At 57.8% G+C, this 17055-nt stretch carries 19 protein-coding genes and 1 riboswitch; of the genes, 7 read left to right on the top strand and 12 right to left on the bottom strand.

The window, feature by feature from the left end:
• Nucleotides 1-37 precede the first annotated feature (37 nt).
• The 6 genes from AC0KVQ_RS09215 to AC0KVQ_RS09190 are packed head-to-tail and all read right to left on the bottom strand — an operon-like array spanning nt 38 to nt 4759.
• Nucleotides 38-1441 (bottom strand): RNA polymerase factor sigma-54, encoded by a 1404-nt coding sequence (locus tag AC0KVQ_RS09215; protein ID WP_473420859.1) that lies wholly within the window; start codon nt 1439-1441, stop codon nt 38-40.
• Nucleotides 1442-1447: 6 nt separating this feature from the next.
• The gene (gene lptB, locus AC0KVQ_RS09210; protein WP_473420858.1) at nt 1448-2170 is read right to left on the bottom strand and encodes an LPS export ABC transporter ATP-binding protein; all 723 of its coding nucleotides are present in this window, start codon (nt 2168-2170) and stop codon (nt 1448-1450) included.
• Entirely contained in the window at nt 2167-2667 is a 501-nt protein-coding gene (gene lptA / locus AC0KVQ_RS09205) for a lipopolysaccharide transport periplasmic protein LptA (RefSeq protein WP_473420857.1), read from the bottom strand. Before lptA ends, lptB begins: the two co-directional genes overlap by 4 nt.
• Nucleotides 2636-3238, bottom strand: coding sequence for an LPS export ABC transporter periplasmic protein LptC (gene lptC / locus AC0KVQ_RS09200; RefSeq protein WP_473420856.1), 603 nt, complete (start codon nt 3236-3238; stop codon nt 2636-2638). Before lptC ends, lptA begins: the two co-directional genes overlap by 32 nt.
• An 8-nt stretch (nt 3239-3246) precedes the next feature.
• Nucleotides 3247-3762: a KdsC family phosphatase gene (locus tag AC0KVQ_RS09195; protein ID WP_473420855.1), complete on the bottom strand. Its 516-nt coding sequence runs from the start codon at nt 3760-3762 to the stop codon at nt 3247-3249.
• 19 nt (nt 3763-3781) lie between these two features.
• A complete protein-coding gene (locus tag AC0KVQ_RS09190; RefSeq protein ID WP_473420854.1) occupies nt 3782-4759 on the bottom strand; it encodes a KpsF/GutQ family sugar-phosphate isomerase in 978 nt (325 codons plus the stop codon).
• An 89-nt stretch (nt 4760-4848) separates the two neighbouring features.
• On the opposite strand from AC0KVQ_RS09190, the gene AC0KVQ_RS09185 reads away from it, so the two are divergent.
• Together AC0KVQ_RS09185 and AC0KVQ_RS09180 are read left to right on the top strand one after the other, a co-directional pair.
• On the top strand, nt 4849-6816 hold the full coding sequence (locus tag AC0KVQ_RS09185) for a monovalent cation:proton antiporter family protein (protein WP_473420853.1): 1968 nt from the start codon (nt 4849-4851) through the stop codon (nt 6814-6816).
• Between the two features lie 54 nt (nt 6817-6870).
• A complete protein-coding gene (locus tag AC0KVQ_RS09180; protein ID WP_473420852.1) occupies nt 6871-7623 on the top strand; it encodes an SDR family oxidoreductase in 753 nt (250 codons plus the stop codon).
• Between the two features lie 56 nt (nt 7624-7679).
• Here the strand turns inward: AC0KVQ_RS09180 and AC0KVQ_RS09175 are convergent, their stop codons facing one another.
• The gene (locus AC0KVQ_RS09175) at nt 7680-8834 is read right to left on the bottom strand and encodes a Do family serine endopeptidase (protein WP_473420851.1); all 1155 of its coding nucleotides are present in this window, start codon (nt 8832-8834) and stop codon (nt 7680-7682) included.
• Nucleotides 8835-8846: 12 nt separating this feature from the next.
• Here AC0KVQ_RS09175 and AC0KVQ_RS09170 point away from each other — a divergent pair, with 12 nt between their 5' ends.
• From AC0KVQ_RS09170 to AC0KVQ_RS09150, 5 genes are all read left to right on the top strand, one after another.
• Complete coding sequence (locus tag AC0KVQ_RS09170) at nt 8847-9599, top strand: Nif3-like dinuclear metal center hexameric protein (protein WP_473420850.1); 753 nt, start codon at nt 8847-8849, stop codon at nt 9597-9599.
• Nucleotides 9568-10038: a hypothetical protein gene (locus AC0KVQ_RS09165; RefSeq protein WP_473420849.1), complete on the top strand. Its 471-nt coding sequence runs from the start codon at nt 9568-9570 to the stop codon at nt 10036-10038. The genes AC0KVQ_RS09170 and AC0KVQ_RS09165 overlap by 32 nt, the downstream gene beginning before the upstream one ends.
• A gap of 255 nt (nt 10039-10293) precedes the next feature.
• On the top strand, nt 10294-10878 hold the full coding sequence (gene petA, locus AC0KVQ_RS09160; RefSeq protein ID WP_473420848.1) for a ubiquinol-cytochrome c reductase iron-sulfur subunit: 585 nt from the start codon (nt 10294-10296) through the stop codon (nt 10876-10878).
• 14 nt (nt 10879-10892) lie between these two features.
• Entirely contained in the window at nt 10893-12197 is a 1305-nt protein-coding gene (locus AC0KVQ_RS09155; protein ID WP_473420847.1) for a cytochrome b, read from the top strand.
• Nucleotides 12198-12213: 16 nt separating this feature from the next.
• Nucleotides 12214-12960, top strand: a complete 747-nt coding sequence (locus AC0KVQ_RS09150; RefSeq protein WP_473420846.1) for a cytochrome c1 — start codon at nt 12214-12216, stop codon at nt 12958-12960.
• Nucleotides 12961-13026: 66 nt separating this feature from the next.
• On the opposite strand, the gene rfbC is transcribed toward AC0KVQ_RS09150, so the two are convergent.
• The 5 genes from rfbC to rfbB are packed head-to-tail and all read right to left on the bottom strand — an operon-like array spanning nt 13027 to nt 16839.
• The gene (gene rfbC / locus AC0KVQ_RS09145; RefSeq protein ID WP_473420845.1) at nt 13027-13572 is read right to left on the bottom strand and encodes a dTDP-4-dehydrorhamnose 3,5-epimerase; all 546 of its coding nucleotides are present in this window, start codon (nt 13570-13572) and stop codon (nt 13027-13029) included.
• Nucleotides 13572-14483, bottom strand: coding sequence for a glucose-1-phosphate thymidylyltransferase RfbA (gene rfbA / locus AC0KVQ_RS09140; protein ID WP_473420844.1), 912 nt, complete (start codon nt 14481-14483; stop codon nt 13572-13574). Before rfbA ends, rfbC begins: the two co-directional genes overlap by 1 nt.
• An 11-nt stretch (nt 14484-14494) precedes the next feature.
• The gene (gene rfbD / locus AC0KVQ_RS09135) at nt 14495-15412 is read right to left on the bottom strand and encodes a dTDP-4-dehydrorhamnose reductase (protein WP_473420843.1); all 918 of its coding nucleotides are present in this window, start codon (nt 15410-15412) and stop codon (nt 14495-14497) included.
• Entirely contained in the window at nt 15409-15744 is a 336-nt protein-coding gene (locus AC0KVQ_RS09130; protein ID WP_473420941.1) for a four helix bundle protein, read from the bottom strand. The genes rfbD and AC0KVQ_RS09130 overlap by 4 nt, the downstream gene beginning before the upstream one ends.
• Before the next feature lie 30 nt (nt 15745-15774).
• Complete coding sequence (gene rfbB, locus AC0KVQ_RS09125; RefSeq protein ID WP_473420842.1) at nt 15775-16839, bottom strand: dTDP-glucose 4,6-dehydratase; 1065 nt, start codon at nt 16837-16839, stop codon at nt 15775-15777.
• A 133-nt stretch (nt 16840-16972) separates the two neighbouring features.
• A riboswitch (TPP riboswitch) is annotated at nt 16973-17055 on the top strand. This riboswitch is flagged as partial in the annotation.

The raw sequence follows: 17055 nt of genomic DNA, 5'->3' as shown, positions 1-17055 counted from the left end.
TACGTCTCCTTATGATAAGCCTGACAAGGCCTTGTACTTACAAGCTCTTGCGCTGGTTGACGGGAGGAATCAGCAATGCCTCCCGGTATTTGGCAACGGTTCGTCGCGCAATCACGATCCCTTGCTTTGCGAGTTCTTCACCTATCGCCCCATCGGACAGGGGCTTGTTCTTGTTTTCATTCTGGACCAGTTTCTTTATCAGCGCCTTGATTGCCGTCGCCGAACACTCTCCGCCCGCTTCGGTTTCAACGTGGCTGCCGAAGAAATACTTGAACTCCAGCAAACCGCGCGGCGAGAGCATGAACTTCTGGGTCGTCACCCGCGAAACCGTTGATTCATGCAAGCCCAGCTGTTCGGCGATATCGCGCAGCACCAGCGGCCGCATTGCTTCTTCGCCATGTTCAAAAAAAGCCCGTTGCCGCTCTACGATTGCCTGACCCACCCGCAGGATGGTCTGCCCGCGCTGTTCTACACTCTTGAGCAGCCAGCGAGCTTCCTGCAGCTGTGTCGCCAATCCTGCGCCGCTTTCCTGTTGCAGGATACGGGCATACATCTCGTTCACTCGCAGCTTGGGCATCGCGGACTCGTTCAACCGCACGCGCCAGGCACCACGATAACAATCAACGATCACATCAGGGACGACATAACGCGGGGAGTCTGCGGACCAATCCGCACCGGGACGGGGGTTGAGCCCCGTGATCAAGGTTTGTGCCTCCCTCAGGCATTCATCACCACATTGCAGCTGCCTTTTGATTCTAGTGTAGTCGCGCGCAGCCAATAAATCGAGATGATCGCGCACGATATCAAGCGCCAACTGCCTGGCTGGGCTTTGCGGTTGCTGCAACAACTGCAACCGCAGGCATTCGGACAAATCGCGCGCACCCACGCCGATGGGTTCAAGCTGTTGCAGATAGGCCAAGGCAATGGCGAGATCGTCCTCGTCAATTTCCATTTCCTCGCGTACATCCAGCGGCACCTGCGACAGGATTTCCTCAAGCTGCTGCGTCAGCAGGCCATCATCATCCAGTGCATCGATCAGGAGTTCAAGCAAAGCCCGTTCGCGCGGCGCCAGTGGCAACAGGCCGGCCTGGGCAATCAGGTGTTCACGCAAGCTCAGGCTTTGTGCCACATTGAGCGCAGGATCATTTTCGTCATCATCACTGCGACTGTTACCGCTGCGCACATCATCCCAGCGCAACTCACCCGCTTCCATTTCCGGCGCTTCGCGCTCGGATTCCGCAGCAGGCGTATCGCTCTGGGTGGATTCATGCTCCCTGTCCGCCGCCCCCTCCTCTCGCTCGAGCAGTGGGTTTTCCGCGAGGAAGCGCTCGATTTCCTGCTGGAAATCAAGGGTAGAGAGTTGCAGCAACTTGATCGATTGCGCCAGTTGTGGCGTCAGATTGAGCTGCTGCGCAATGCGCAATTGCAGGGATTGTTTCATTACTGCTTACATTCTGAAGTGTTCGCCAAGGTAGACCTTGCGCACACTTTCATTGTTGACAATATCATCCGGCGAGCCGGACGCGATGACTTCACCGCTGGAAATAATGTAAGCCCGATCGCAAATTCCAAGTGTTTCGCGAACATTGTGGTCGGTGATCAACACACCAATCCCGCGCTCTTTCAGGAAGCGCACGATGCGCTGGATATCCATCACGGCAATCGGATCCACACCGGCAAATGGCTCATCCAGCAAGATGAAGCGCGGACTGGCGGCCAGGGCACGGGCTATTTCGGCACGGCGGCGCTCGCCGCCCGATAGGGCCAAGGCGTTGCTGTCACGCAGATGTCCGATATGCAGGTCGTGCAACAGATCATCCAGGCGCGTTTCAACTTCTTCCGGCTCGATCTCCTGCAACTCCAGCACTGCCCGAATATTCTCGGCGACCGTCATCTTGCGAAAGATCGAGGCTTCCTGCGGCAAGTATCCCAACCCCAAACGGGCGCGCTTGTGAATGGGCTGGCGGGTGATATCCACGCCATCGAGCTCGATCTTGCCGCCATCAAGTGCCACAAGCCCCAGAATCATGTAGAAACTGGTGGTCTTACCCGCGCCATTGGGCCCCAACAGGCCGACAACCTCGCCGCAGGCAATTTCCAGCGAGACATCTCGCACCACGGTACGCTTGCGGTAGGCTTTGCTCAGATGTTCGGCCTTGAGCACACTCATTGCGCAGCCTTCCCGTCTGTCGTTTCTTTCTTTTTCGGGGTAATCGTAATGTTCACACGACCGCCCGGATTGCTTTTGACCTGATACAGCTCGGAATTCAGGTCATAAGTGATATGGTCGCCCACCACCACATCCTGATTCTTGCGTACCCACGCCTTGTCGAACAGCTGCAGGAAACCCTTTTTGCCGTCGTAATCGAATCTGAGTGATTCGGCTTCCAGCCAATCCGGGCTCTTGTCGAGCTTTTGGCGAAACCGTACCGGCTTGCCCTCACCTTGCGCGAACTGATTGCCCTCGGCATCCTGGCTGATCACCAGCTTGTCGGCGCGAATCGTCATCGACCCCTGCACCACCACCACATTGCTGGTACAGATGCTTTTCATGGTTTTCTGGTCGAAATCACAGTGGTCTGCCGTGATATTCATCGGCTTCTCGCGGTCTGCCTGTTCGGCCATGGCGGGAAGACTAAGGCTGCACGCTGCGGCGAGCGCCATCATTACGTTTGTTCGGAACATAAGTCATGCTCACTTGGGAAAGAAGTTCCAGCGATTCTTCGCGGTTGTTTGCCACAAAGCCCACGGCACGGGCACGATGCGCCCCCATGTCCGCAGCGACTGGCGCACTGGAGCGTGCAATCTGTTTTTGGGTATCGACGTACATGTCACGGGTACGGATGACCAATTCGGCATTGCGGCCATCCGGCTCGCGACGCATTTCCACCGCACCGTAAAACCAGACTTCGGTTGCACGATTGATGGCTTTGGCTTGCTCGCCAGTCAGCCTCAGCTTGGGCTGACCCGGTTTGGTCTGCTCCAGCTGCGGCTGTTCGAAAAACATGGTGTCGTCCTGCGGCAGATGCCTGGCTTGCGTCGCAGTCAATACCGACACCAGATTGCCTTGCTCGTCAAAACGCTGCACACGCACCGATTCGGCAAGCAGATCCGGCCGGGTGGGCACACTGGCCCGCACGGCTTCCGGCAAATCCGTGGCGCGATTCAACAGCCAGATCAGCCCTCCTAGCAGGGCAGCCAGCAGAATCGGCATCCAGCGCGTCAGACGTGCGGTCATCGCCATGCTCAACGCAGATAATGAGCCAGCATCGGCTCCAGTGTACCCTGGGCCTGCATGACCAGATCGCAGACTTCGCGCACGGCCCCGCGCCCACCTGGCAAACCGGTCACATAGTGGGCATTCAGACGCACCAGCTCCGGCGCATCCGACACCGCCACCGCAAAGGCCACGCGTCGCATCACGGGTAGATCCACCACATCATCGCCCATATAGCCACAATCAGCAGGCGTCAGTCCGGCATCCTGCAAAATCTCGTTGAAAACAGCCAGTTTGTCTTCAACGCCCTGATAGAGATAGTCGACTGCAAACTGGTTGGCGCGTCGCTCCAGCGCACGCGAGGTCCGTCCGGTAATGATGGCCAACTTCACGCCGGAGGCCTTGAGCGCCTTGAGGCCATGGCCATCACGCGAATTGAATACCTTGATCTCTTCGCCGGAATCGGAATAGTGCAGGCTGCCATCTGTCATCACGCCATCCACATCGAAAATCATCATGCGGACAGCCTTGGCTTTTTCGTTCATTCCCGTCATTCCTGTTCTTTTAAACAACCCGTGCACGCAGCAAGTCATGCATGTTCAACGCTCCCGCCAGTTTTTTGCCATCGAGCACCAGCAAGCCGTTGATGCGCCGGGTTTCCATGATCTGTGCAGCTTCTGCCGCCAAGCGTGATGCATCGATGGTCACCGGATTGGGGGTCATGACTTCTGCCACGCCCGCCACACGTACATCGATATCGCGATCGAGTGCGCGGCGCAAATCGCCGTCGGTCAACACACCGCACAAACCGCCCTCGGCATCGACCACTGCGGTCATACCCAAGCCCTTGCGCGTCATTTCCAGCAACGCATCCTTTAGCATTACATCCCTGCCCACGACCGGCAGACGCTCGCCGTCATGCATCACATCACGCACATGAACCAGCAGACGGCGCCCGAGACTGCCGCCGGGATGGGAAAGCGCAAAATCTTCGCTGCCAAAGCCACGTGACTCCAGCAGTGCCACAGCCAGGGCATCGCCCAATGCCAGCGCCGCCGTCGTGCTTGCGGTGGGGGCCAGGTTGAGCGGACACGCTTCCTGCTCGACGCCGGCATACAGATGCACGGCAGCCTCGCGCGCCAGCGTGGATTGCGGGTTGCCAGTCATTGCGATCAGCGGCACGCCCAAGCGCGACAAGCTCGGCAACAGCGTGACCAGTTCATCGCTTTCACCGGAATTCGACAGGGCCAGCACCACATCCTGGCTGGTAATCATGCCCAGATCACCATGGGCGGCTTCGCCCGGATGCACAAAAAAGGCCGGCGTACCAGTACTGGCCATGGTCGCTGCGATCTTGCGTGCGATATGGCCGGACTTGCCCATGCCGGTCACGATCAGGCGGCCACGGCATGCATCTATCAGCAGGCAAGCCTCGTGGAATGCACCATCAAGCTGCTCGGCCAGCGCAACAATCGCCTCGGCTTCGACGGTCAGAACGCGCCGCGCATTCTGCAGAATTTTTTGGGGATCAGTATTCTTCATGCACGAAGTATACCATTGACGGCAATATGCCAGCGCGCATGGGTTCGCAGCTGGATATAATCAAGACTTCGCCCGATAGATAAAACACGATGACCGAGCTTCATCTGCTCCTGCTCCTGCTCATGGCATCCGTGCTGGCCGTGGTGGCCTGCCGTCACTTCAAGCTGCCGGCGATGCTCGGCTATCTGCTGGTCGGCATGCTGATTGGTCCGCACACTCTGGCGCTGGTTCCCTCCACGGATGCTGCCACCCATCTGGCCGAATATGGCGTGGTATTCCTGATGTTCACGCTCGGACTGGAATTCAACCTGGCCAAGCTCAAGGCCATGCGGCGCATTGTTTTCGGCCTGGGCGCGGCGCAGGTCTTCAGCGTGTCGGTACTGGTCATGCTGATTGCCTGGCTATCCGATCTACCCTGGGCTGCCGGACTGGCGCTGGGTGGTGCGCTGGCCATGTCCTCGACGGCGATGGTCTCCAAGCTCCTGACGGAGCGCAACGAAATCAACTCACCGCACGGCCAGAACGCAATCGGCATCCTGCTGTTCCAGGACTTGGCCGTGGTGCCGCTGCTGATCGTATTGCCGGTTCTCAGCCGCTACAGCGATTCCATGTTCATGGCTCTGGGCATCGCCTCCCTCAAGATCGTCTTTGTACTGGTGGTGCTGCTGAATCTGGGCCAACGCCTGATGCGCCCCTGGTTCAACCTGGTTGCCAGGCAGCACTCCAGCGAACTGTTCATGCTCAACCTGCTGCTGGTTTCGCTCGGGATTGCCTGGCTGACCGAACAGGCAGGATTGTCGCTGGCACTGGGTGCTTTTCTCGCAGGCATGCTGATCGCGGAAACAGACTTCCGCTATCAGGTGGAAGACGACATCCGTCCGTTTCGCGACTTGCTGCTGGGCCTGTTTTTTGTCACGGTGGGAATGACCCTGGACTTCCAGATTCTGGTTGCCCAGTGGTGGCTGGTATTGCTGCTGGTATTGTTTCTGGTACCGCTCAAGGCAGCGCTGATCGCGGGCCTGGCCCGCCTGTTCGGCACTCCGGCAGGCGGTGCCTGGCGTACCGGCTTTTCCCTTGGTCAGGGTGGTGAATTCGCCTTCGTCATCCTGGCGCTGGCTGTTCAGTACACGCTGGTCGATGCCACGCTGCAGCAAGCCTGCGTCGCCGGCATTGTGCTGTCCATGCTGATCACGCCCTTCCTCATCCAGCATAGTGACAAGCTGGTCTTGCGACTTGCCAGTTCGGAATGGATGAATCTTGCAGCCAACCTGCATGCAATCGCAGTACGCTCGATGCAGGCCCAGGGCCATGTCGTGCTGTGCGGTTACGGCCGTACCGGGCAATCGCTCGCACGTCTACTGGCCCAGGAAAACATCCCGTTCTTTGCGCTGGATCTTGACCCGGAAAAGGTCCGCGAAGCCACGGCGGCTGGCGAATCCGTCGTCTATGGCGATGCCTCGAAGCGTGAAGTACTGATGGCTGCGGGCCTGATGCGTGCCAGGGCACTCGTCATCACCTATACCGATACGCATTCGGCCATGAAAATCCTGGAACTCGCCCATCTGCTGCGCCCAGACCTGCCGGTGATCGTGCGCACCCAGGATGACAGCGACATCGACAAGCTCAAGCAAGCCGGTGCCACGGAAGTCGTGGCGGAAATTCTCGAGGGCAGTCTGATGCTCGCCTCGCATACCCTGATGATGCTGGGCGTGCCACTGAACAAGGTATTGCTGCGCATTCGCGAAGTGCGTGAAGCGCGCTACAGCCTGTTCCGCGGATTCTTCCGCGGTCTGAACGAAGAGCTAGGCGATCCGGAGCGGCCGCAGCCGCGCCTGCATACCGTGCACTTGCTGGTCGGTGCCATGGCCATCGGCAAACGACTGGGCGATATCCCGCTTGCCGGACTGGATGTCGAAGTGCGCGCGATTCGCCGGCGCAACATGCCCGCCACAGCCCCCGCTGATTCTTTTGAACTGCAGGCTGGCGACGTTCTGGTGTTGTTTGGCGAGCAGGAAAATCTGGCTGCTGCGGAAAAGTTACTACTACAGGGAATATAAGAGCCTGCACGTCGAACGCAAACCCAATCCAGAACCACACAAAGGAGAAGCGAAATGACAGACAAAGTTGCGCTGGTTACCGGTGCCGGCAGCGGCATCGGCAAAGCCGTGGCCATTGCCATGTTGCAAGCGGGGTATCGTGTCGTATTGGCTGGCCGCCGCCTGGATGCATTGCAGGCCACAGTGGTTGAATCCGGCTGCACGGCCAATCAAGCCCTGGCCATTTCGACCGATGTTTGTGATCCGGCCAGCGTCAATGAATTGTTCCAGCAGATCCGTCAGCAATTTGGTCGACTGGATGTGCTATTCAACAATGCCGGCAAGAGCGCGCAGGCCGTGCCGTTCGAGGACATCTCCGTCGATGACTGGCAAGCCGTGGTGGATCTGAACCTGACCGGTGCGTTTCTGTGTGCGCAGGCGGCATTCCGGCTGATGAAGGAACAGCTGCCACAAGGCGGGCGCATTATCAATAACGGATCTATCTCGGCGCATGTACCACGCCCCAACTCGGCACCTTATACCGCCACCAAGCATGCCATCACGGGGCTGACCCGTTCGATTTCACTGGATGGGCGTAAATACAATATTGCCTGCGGCCAGATCGATATCGGCAATGCCGCCACCGACATGACCCGCCGCATGCCTACCGGTACGCGGCAGGCCAACGGCGACATGGCGGTCGAGCCGGTGATGGACGTTGCGCACGTAGCCAGTTCGGTGCTTTACATGGCCGGGCTACCGCTGGAAGCCAACGTGCAATTCATGACCGTGATGGCCACCAAGATGCCGTTCATCGGTCGCGGCTGATTGCTGGACACAAAAAAACCGCTCTATAACAAGAGCGGTTTTGCTTCTGATCAGCATCAGCGATTATTGAGGCGCGGCCGTTTGCCCATTTTCACCGACAAGGTGAGCTCCTTGCCCCGGCGCATGACGCGCATTTCCACATTTTCGCCCGGCTTGATCGCTGCGATCTGATTGAGCATGGCAGAAGAGGTCGAAATTTCGACACCGCCCAAAGCCAGCAGCACATCGCCTGGCTTGAGTCCGGCCTGATCAGCCGGCCCACCGCGTACCACGCCGGCGATCAGCGCTCCTTGCGCCTCCGTCAGACGGAAAGAGGCGGCCAGCTCTGGTGTAATATCCTGCACCTCCACCCCCAGCCAGCCGCGCGTAACACTACCGTCGCGAATGATCGCCTCCATGACCTGGCGTACTGTCGCCACGGGAATGGCAAAACCGATGCCGAGCGAGCCACCGGTACGCGAGTAGATCGCAGTATTGATCCCCAGCAGATCACCACCGGCATCAATCAGCGCGCCGCCGGAATTGCCGGGATTGATCGCCGCGTCGGTCTGGATGAAATTTTCAAAGGTGTTTATACCCAGCTCGGTTCGACCCAGCGCCGAGATGATGCCCATGGTGACCGTTTGCCCGACACCAAACGGATTGCCAATCGCCAGCACCACATCACCGATCTGGGCCTTGTCTGCATCACCAAAGGTCATCACCGGCAATTTATCGAGCTGGATCTGGATAACGGCCAGATCAGTCTCGGGATCGGTGCCGATGATTTTGGCCTCCGCTGTACGGCCATCCGCCAGCGCCACTTCGATTTCATCGGCCGATTCGACCACGTGGTTATTGGTGACGATATAGCCTTTGTCCGAAACGATCACGCCGGAACCCAGGCTGGATGCCTTTTGTGACGGTTCATCGCCAAAGCGCTCGCCAAAGAAGCGGCGGAATACCGGATCATTGAAAATGGGCGGGCGCTGCAGCTTGATTTCTTTGGCGGTATAGATATTCACCACCGCAGGCATGGCGCGCTGGACCGCGGCACTGTAGGACTGCGTTGCGGGCACCGCCGATGCAACCGGTGTGCTTTCGCGCACGGATACGACCGGCGCCACCTCCGGCGCACGCTGCAGCCAATCGGGCTTGAGCACGGTGACCAGAAACCAGGCAGCCAGACCAACCGTTGTCGTTTGTGCGAAAATCAGCCAGAGTTTTTTCATAGTGAAATCGTCATGTCGGTAACGCGTAGCGAATTGGAAAATTATATCGGACAACTGCTCGGCATAGATCGCTTCCGTGATTACAGCCCGAACGGCTTGCAGGTCGAAGGCAGGGGAACCATCGGCACGATCGTCAGCGGCGTGACCGCATCACAAGCCCTGATTGATGCCGCCATTACCCGGCAGGCCGATGCCTTGCTGGTTCATCATGGTTACTTCTGGAAAAGCGAAGACCCCTGCATCACGCGCACCAAAAAAATACGCTTGGCCAAGCTGTTGCAGGCGGATATCAATCTGTTTGCCTATCATCTGCCGCTGGATGCCCACCCGGAACTTGGCAACAACGCCAGGCTCGGCCATCTGCTCGGTATCACGGCAACCGGCCGGTTTGGCGAGCAGGAGTTAGCCTGGATAGGCGAACTGGAAACGCCCATGGCATTGACGGACTTTGCCAACCACATCCGGATGACCTTGGGAGGCACACCGCTGGTTATCGGCGCAGCCAACAAACGCATCAAACGCATCGCCTGGTGCAGCGGCGGCGCCCAGAGCTTTTTCCATGAAGCTGCAACTTTGGACGTAGATTGCTATCTGACCGGAGAAGCCTCCGAATTCGTTACCCACCTTGCACTTGAAAGCGGAGTCAGTTTCATTGCCGCCGGCCATCATGCCACGGAGCGTTGTGGCATCAAGGCGCTGGGTGAGCATCTTGCGCAAACTTTTGGAATTGAACATGTCCACATCGATCTGCCCAATCCTGTTTAAACGAACCTCGCTGGCCAGCCTGGCCATGCTCATGCTGGCTGGCTGTGCCACCACCGATATTGTGGCACCTGCCTCACAACCGACCGCTGCGGCAGTGACACCCGCACCAGTACCGCTCGAAACAGCCATTCCGTATGTATTCATCCGCAATCAAAACGCCAAATCGGTTCTCGATGCCATCGTCAAATACCGCACACAAAAAGGCATGCGGGTTATTTCACGCGAGAGCAATCGCGTGACCGTAGGCATTGCCATTCCCAAGTCCAACCCCCCTGCCGAAGCCCGCATGATCTACTCCCTGTCACCCGCGGTAGACGGTCTGCGCCTGTCGGCCCAGGTATTCCAGCTGACTCGACAGGACGGCAAAACGAACAGCACGGAAATCACCCAGAGCCTGCGAGACAACCTCGAAGAGGAGCTGGAGATGTATGCAAGATAAAATGGCCTGAGGAGACAAGTTGCCGGATTGAATTCCGCCCGGCACACCTCACGCCGATCGAAATTCGTCCAATCCGCAGGGGCATCGTCAGCCGCACTGAAGCCCGCCGACACATTTATCCGTATGCCTGTTCGTTGCGAACAACTTTCAGTTACAATCTGCGCAAAAATTTAATTGATGCGCTTTATCATTTGGCCGGTAAACACTGGCCTGATGAAGTAGGCTGAGAATAATCGCCACACAGGGATACAGGGTATGAGCACGCAACCCCTCGACAATAACAGACGGCGGCTTCTGATTGCGGCAACTGGCGCGGTAGGCGCAGCCGCAGTGGCTGGCGTGGCCACGCCGTTCATCGCCAGTTTCTTCCCATCCGAGCGCGCCAAAGCTGCCGGTGCGCCGGTGGAAGTAGATATTTCCAAACTGGAGCCAGGCCAGAAGATCAACGTGGAATGGCGCGGCAAACCGGTGTGGGTCGTCAAACGCACACCGGAAATGCTGGCCGGCCTGCCCAAGCTAGACAGTCAATTGGCCGACCCGCAATCCGGCGCCAGCGAACAGCCCGATTACTGCAAAAACCCGGCTCGTTCGATTAAACCGGAAATCTGGATCGCCACTGGCGTCTGCACCCACCTGGGCTGCTCGCCTACATTCCGTCCGGATCTCGCGCCAGCCGACCTGGGCCCGGACTGGCTGGGCGGCTTCTACTGCCCGTGCCATGGCTCCAAGTTCGACTTGGCCGGCCGCGTCTACGCCGGGGTGCCCGCGCCGACCAATCTGGTCATTCCGCCGCACAAATATCTCAGTGATACGCGCCTGTTGATTGGCGAAGACGCATAACGAGGGTTCGAATCATGCACGAGAAAGCACAACAGCTTCTGGACTGGGTCGACGCGCGCTTCCCGCTGACCGCCACCTGGAAATCCCACGTTTCCGAATATTACGCGCCGAAGAATTTCAACTTCTGGTATTACTTTGGTTCGCTCGCCCTGCTGGTGCTGGTGATCCAGATCACCACCGGCATTTTCCTGACCATGAACTACAAGCCGGATGCCAGCCTGATTCCCGGCACCAATGTCTCGGTCGCGTTTGCCTCGGTCGAATACATCATGCGCGACGTGCATGGCGGCTGGATCATCCGCTACATGCACTCGACCGGCGCATCGATGTTCTTCGTCGTGGTCTACCTGCACATGTTCCGCGGCCTGATCTACGGCTCCTACCAGAAACCGCGCGAATTGATCTGGGTCTTTGGCATGATGATTTTCCTGTGCCTGATGGCCGAAGCGTTCCTGGGCTATCTGTTGCCGTGGGGCCAGATGTCATTCTGGGGCGCACAGGTGATCGTGAACCTGTTTGCCTCGATCCCTATCATCGGGCCGGACCTTTCCGTATTCATCCGTGGCGATTTCGTCGTGTCGGACGCCACACTCAACCGCTTCTTTGCGCTGCACGTAATCGCCGTGCCGCTGGTGTTGCTGGCACTGGTCGGCGCGCACCTGGTGGCACTGCACGAAGTGGGCTCGAACAACCCCGATGGCGTGGACATCAAGAAACACAAGGATGCATCCGGCAAGCCGCTTGATGGCATTCCGTTCCACCCGTACTACACGGTGAAGGATATCTTTGGCGTGGCCGTTTTCCTGGTTGTGTTCGCCACCATTCTGTTCTTCCTGCCAACCATGGGTGGCTACTTCCTGGAGTACAACAACTTCATCCCGGCCGATCCGTTCAAGACCCCGGCCCATATCGCCCCTGTGTGGTACTTCACACCGTTCTACTCGATCCTGCGCGCAGTGCCGCCGCTGTTTGGCTCACAACTGCCGGGCGTACTGGCCATGGGTGGTGCGACCATGATCCTTTTCCTGCTGCCCTGGCTGGACCGCAGCCCGGTGCGATCGATCCGCCAGCGTGGCGGACTCTATAAGTCCATCCTCGCGATCTTCATCGTTTCGTTCCTGATTCTCGGCTACCTGGGCACCGTGCCCGGCAACATCTGGGGCACCATCGGATCGAATGTACCGGTAGTGGGTGGTGTGGACTGGGCGGTATTGCTGGCGCGCTTCCTGACCGCCATCTACTTTGCCTTCTTCCTGGCCATGCCGTGGTACACCAAGATCGACAAGACCAAGCCGGTTCCCGACCGGGTTTCGATGTAAGACGAGGAGCGACAACATGAAAAAATCCTTGCTTGCCCTGCTCCTTGCTTCTGCCAGCGTTACCGGTCTTGCAGCCGGCACCGTTCATCTTGACAAGGCCCCGATCGACCTGCGCAACGTCGAATCATTGCAGCGTGGTGCGCAGACCTTCACCAACTATTGTCTTTCTTGCCATTCAGCCATCTCGATGCGCTACAACCGCCTCACCGACATCGGTCTGAGCGAAGCCCAGATCACGCAACATCTGGTTCCCGCTGGCGGCAAGGTAGGCGATGTCATGAAAAGCGCCATGACGGCCAAGGATGCCAAGGAATGGTTCGGCGCCACGCCGCCCGACCTATCCGTGATTGCCCGAGCCCAAGGCGCCGACTATCTCTATACCTACCTGCGCGGCTTTTACCGCGACAGCACCCGCCCCACTGGCTGGAACAACACCGTGTTCGACAAGGTAGGCATGCCGCATGCGCTCTACGAGCTGCAAGGTGAGCAGGTGCTGGAGATCAAGAAAGAAGGCGATCACGAAGTACGCACGCTCAAGCTGGTCAAACCGGGGCTTCTTACCAAGACCGGCGAAAATGGTGAATTCGACCAGAGCGATTACAACCAGCGCGTGGCGGATCTGGTCAACTACATGGTTTACATGGGTGAACCTGCCCAGCTCAAACGCGAACAGATCGGCTACGCCGTGCTGCTGTTCCTGATCTTTGCGCTGGTGCCAGTGACTTGGATGCTGAAGAAGGAATACTGGAAGGATGTTTCCTGATCTCGGCGGACGCTGCCTGGAAAATGCCCCGACATCATGATGCGGGGCATTTTCATTTAGTTGTGGCTATCTGAAGGTATCAGCCTGTGCCAGCAATTTTCCCGTCTTGTCTTTTGCAGACAAGGACGGCTCTCCCTGCAGCGGCCAGTCGATATTCAAGTCAGGATCGTTCCAGACAATGCAGCGCTCATGCTCGGGCGCATAGTAATCCGTGGTCTTGTACAGAAACTCTGCCACGTCGCTCGTCACCACAAACCCATGAGCAAAACCTTCCGGCACCCACAACTGGCGTTTGTTTTCTGCCGACAAGATCACACCCACCCATTGACCAAAGGTCGGCGATGATTGGCGCAGGTCCACGGCCACGTCGAAGACTTCGCCCACCGCTACCCGCACCAGCTTGCCCTGCGGCTGCTGGATCTGATAATGCAGGCCGCGCAGCACGCCCTTCACCGAGCGCGAGTGATTATCCTGCACGAATTGCACCGGGCGACCAATCACCTCTTCAAAGCGCTTGTGGTTGAAACTCTCAAAGAAGAAACCCCGATCATCGCCGAATACTTTGGGTTCGATGATTTTTACATCAGGGATTGCAGTATCAATCACTCGCATCAGAACACCTTTTCCTTGAGCAGGCTCAACAGGTATTGGCCATAGCCGTTCTTCTTCAGCGGCTCGGCCAATTTCAGCAATTGCTCGGCATCGATCCATTTCTGGCGGTAAGCAATCTCTTCCGGGCAGCACACTTTCAGCCCCTGGCGGGTCTCGATGGTGTGGATGAACTGGCTCGCTTCCAGCATGGATTCGTGCGTGCCGGTATCCAGCCAGGCATACCCGCGCCCCATGGTCTGCACGTTGAGCTTGCCTGCCTGCAAATACACCTCGTTGACCGTGGTGATTTCCAGCTCGCCGCGCGCCGATGGCTTGATGGTCTTGGCAATCTGCACCACGTCGTTGTCATAAAAGTACAGGCCGGTCACGGCGTAGTTCGATTTGGGCTGCTTCGGTTTCTCTTCGATGCTGATGGCCCGGCCTTGGGCATCGAATTCCACCACACCATAACGTTCCGGGTCGTGCACATGGTAGGCAAACACGGTGGCGCCTTGCTGTTGCGCATTGGCAGCCTGCACCTGGCGGGCAAAATCGTGACCGTAGAAGATATTGTCACCCAGCACCATGGCGACCGGATCATTGCCAATGAAGTCTTCGCCGATGATAAAGGCTTGTGCCAAGCCATCCGGACTCGGTTGTACGGCGTAACTGAGGTTGATGCCCCACTGGCTGCCGTCACCCAGCAGTTGTTCAAAGCGCGGCGTATCCTGCGGGGTAGAGATGATCAGGATGTCGCGGATCCCTGCCAGCAACAGGGCGGACAGCGGGTAGTAGATCATTGGCTTGTCATAGATCGGCAGCAATTGCTTGCTGACGGCAATGGTGGCCGGGTACAGGCGGGTACCGGAACCGCCGGCAAGGACGATGCCTTTGCGGCGGGACGCTGTAGCGGAAGAATGGGAAATGGCCATTTTCAATCCTGTTATGGGTTCAGCAGGGTCAGTACTTGTTCAACCTGGCTTTGCCAGGATGGCAAGGTCAGCTGGAAGGTATCACGCAGTTTTTGCGTGGACAGACGGGAATTGGCCGGACGTGGTGCCGGCAAGGGATAGCCACTGGTTGGAATCGGGTCGATCGTCGCCCCCCTGAGCGGCAAACCGCGCTGGCGCAAGGCATCGATCACGAAGCTGGCATAACCATGCCAGCTGGTTTCTCCCTGGGCGACCAGGTGATACAGGCCATACGGGAAGTCTGTCAGGTCTTGGCGGTTCAAGTAACGCGCGATGATCTGTGCCGTGACATCGGCCAGCAGCGAGGCCGAGGTCGGGGCACCGAACTGATCGGCCACGATCTTGAGGTGTTCGCGCTCGCGTGCCAGGCGCTGGATGGTCTTGAGAAAATTGACGCCATGCACGCCAAACACCCAGCTGGTACGCAGGATGATGTGCTTCGGGTTGGCAGCAGCCACGGCCTGCTCGCCTGCCAGTTTGGTCTGGCCGTAGACCGACTGCGGATTCGGCGCATCGATCTCGCTGTACCAGCCTGATTTCTGTCCATCGAAAACATAATCGGTGGAATAGTGAATCAGCAATGCACCCAGCCCGGCGGCCTCTTCCGCCAGAACCCGGGCGGCTGTGGCATTGATCGCCTGGGCGGTAGCCTGCTCGCTCTCGGCCTTGTCCACTGCGGTATACGCTGCCGGATTGACGATGATGTCCGGCTGCACTTCACGGACCAGACGACGGATTGCGTCCGCGTCAGTCAGATCACATTCGTCACGATCCACCGCAACCAGCTCGCCCAGAATCGACAGGCTGCGCTGCAACTCAAAGCCGACTTGGCCATTTTTACCAGTAATCAGGATACGGGGGGTAGAGAGTAGTGAATGGGAAGTAGTCATAGATTTTCGCTAATTTTTCTGTGTAGTCCGCTCAGTAGGCGACCTACGGTGTTGATCTGCTCAAATACAGAGTGATGTTTCTGGATATATTCCAACATGCAAGCAATATCCAATTGTGTGTCCAGCTCACTGAGCGAACCACGGGCAATATTAAGAAAATGCACATACTCCTTACTGCTACCCCGCGCCACGCCTTCAGCGATATTGGTGGGAATGGAAACAGCCGCACGACGCATCTGTGAAGTTAGACCAAAAGCCTCTTCACGCGGAAAGCCGGACGATACATCGTAAACGGCCTTGACCAACAGCATAGCCTGTTGCCATGTATCCAGCCGTTTATGCGGTTTTCCACTCCCAACTCCCTATTCCCCGCTCCCGTATTGCTTACTCACCCACTCGCGGTACGCGCCGGAAGTGACGTTCTGCACCCAGTCCTGATGGTCCAGATACCATTGCACAGTCTTCTTGATGCCGGTTTCGAAGGTTTCTGCCGGCTTCCAGCCCAGCTCACGTTCCAGCTTGGTCGCATCGATGGCGTAGCGGCGGTCATGGCCCGGACGGTCGGTGACGTACGTGATCTGCTCGATATACGGCTTGCCATCGCTACGCGGCTGGAGTTGGTCGAGAATGCCACAGATGGTTTTCACCACGTCGATATTCGGTTTCTCGTTCCAGCCGCCGACGTTGTAGGTCTCGCCCGGCGTGCCGGCTTCGAGCACACGCCGGATCGCGGCGCAGTGGTCTTTCACATACAGCCAATCGCGGATCTGCATACCATCGCCGTAGATCGGCAGCGGTTTGCCGGCGAGCGCATTGAGGATCACCAGCGGGATCAGCTTCTCCGGGAAATGATACGGGCCATAGTTGTTCGAGCAATTGGTGGTCAGCACCGGCAAACCGTAGGTGTGATGCCAAGCGCGCACCAAGTGGTCGGACGCGGCTTTGGAGGCCGAATACGGGCTATTCGGTTCGTAGTTGTTGTCTTCGCGAAAGGCTGGATCGGTCGGTTCGAGCGAACCGTACACTTCGTCGGTGGAAACATGCAGGAAGCGGAACGCTGCTTTCTGTTCAGTCGGCATCGCGCTCCAGTAACCACGCACGGCTTCAAGCAGGTTGAACGTGCCGACCACGTTGGTCTGGATGAATTCGCCCGGACCGTGGATCGAACGGTCGACATGCGATTCCGCGGCGAAATTGATCACTGCACGCGGTTGATGTTCGGCCAGCAATTTGCTCACCAGTTCGCGATCGCCAATATCGGTACGCACGAATACATGACGCGCATCGCCATCAAGCGATTTCAAGGTATCCAGATTGCCTGCGTAGGTCAGCTTGTCGAGATTGACCACAGGCTCGTCGGATTGGGCCAACCAATCCAGCACAAAATTGCCGCCGATAAAACCGGCTCCACCAGTTACGAAAATCATGAGTACTCTCTACGCAAAATCAGGCAAAGCGCAATTCTAGCACCGAGCCATTATTACCGACTGCGTAATCCGCACATGCCTGCCGTTCGACAGCAAATGGCTTGCAATTCAGGGGCAAGTGCTTTAGCTTGCCAGCATTCGCTAGGGGTTCCGCGCGTTGCGCGGATGAGAGAGTCCCTTCGAACCTGATACGGTTAATACCGGCGCAGGGAAGCG

This window comes from Formivibrio sp. oc-25 (genome assembly GCF_055810895.1).
This window is presented reverse-complemented; position numbering and strand designations above follow the sequence as displayed.

Excerpts from the sequence above, each read along its gene's own strand:
- AC0KVQ_RS09175 (WP_473420851.1), bottom strand. The coding sequence starts at position 8,834 with ATGAAAAAACTCTGGCTGATTTTCGCACAAACGACAACGGTTGGTCTG.
- AC0KVQ_RS09180 (WP_473420852.1), top strand. The coding sequence starts at position 6,871 with ATGACAGACAAAGTTGCGCTGGTTACCGGTGCCGGCAGCGGCATCGGC.
- rfbA (WP_473420844.1), bottom strand. The coding sequence starts at position 14,483 with ATGGCCATTTCCCATTCTTCCGCTACAGCGTCCCGCCGCAAAGGCATC.
- AC0KVQ_RS09150 (WP_473420846.1), top strand. The coding sequence starts at position 12,214 with ATGAAAAAATCCTTGCTTGCCCTGCTCCTTGCTTCTGCCAGCGTTACC.
- AC0KVQ_RS09165 (WP_473420849.1), top strand. The coding sequence starts at position 9,568 with ATGTCCACATCGATCTGCCCAATCCTGTTTAAACGAACCTCGCTGGCC.
- lptA (WP_473420857.1), bottom strand. The coding sequence starts at position 2,667 with ATGATGGCGCTCGCCGCAGCGTGCAGCCTTAGTCTTCCCGCCATGGCC.
- lptB (WP_473420858.1), bottom strand. The coding sequence starts at position 2,170 with ATGAGTGTGCTCAAGGCCGAACATCTGAGCAAAGCCTACCGCAAGCGT.
- rfbB (WP_473420842.1), bottom strand. The coding sequence starts at position 16,839 with ATGATTTTCGTAACTGGTGGAGCCGGTTTTATCGGCGGCAATTTTGTG.
- AC0KVQ_RS09155 (WP_473420847.1), top strand. The coding sequence starts at position 10,893 with ATGCACGAGAAAGCACAACAGCTTCTGGACTGGGTCGACGCGCGCTTC.
- rfbD (WP_473420843.1), bottom strand. The coding sequence starts at position 15,412 with ATGACTACTTCCCATTCACTACTCTCTACCCCCCGTATCCTGATTACT.
- AC0KVQ_RS09190 (WP_473420854.1), bottom strand. The coding sequence starts at position 4,759 with ATGAAGAATACTGATCCCCAAAAAATTCTGCAGAATGCGCGGCGCGTT.
- AC0KVQ_RS09215 (WP_473420859.1), bottom strand. The coding sequence starts at position 1,441 with ATGAAACAATCCCTGCAATTGCGCATTGCGCAGCAGCTCAATCTGACG.
- rfbC (WP_473420845.1), bottom strand. The coding sequence starts at position 13,572 with ATGCGAGTGATTGATACTGCAATCCCTGATGTAAAAATCATCGAACCC.
- AC0KVQ_RS09170 (WP_473420850.1), top strand. The coding sequence starts at position 8,847 with ATGTCGGTAACGCGTAGCGAATTGGAAAATTATATCGGACAACTGCTC.
- petA (WP_473420848.1), top strand. The coding sequence starts at position 10,294 with ATGAGCACGCAACCCCTCGACAATAACAGACGGCGGCTTCTGATTGCG.
- lptC (WP_473420856.1), bottom strand. The coding sequence starts at position 3,238 with ATGACCGCACGTCTGACGCGCTGGATGCCGATTCTGCTGGCTGCCCTG.
- AC0KVQ_RS09185 (WP_473420853.1), top strand. The coding sequence starts at position 4,849 with ATGACCGAGCTTCATCTGCTCCTGCTCCTGCTCATGGCATCCGTGCTG.
- AC0KVQ_RS09195 (WP_473420855.1), bottom strand. The coding sequence starts at position 3,762 with ATGAACGAAAAAGCCAAGGCTGTCCGCATGATGATTTTCGATGTGGAT.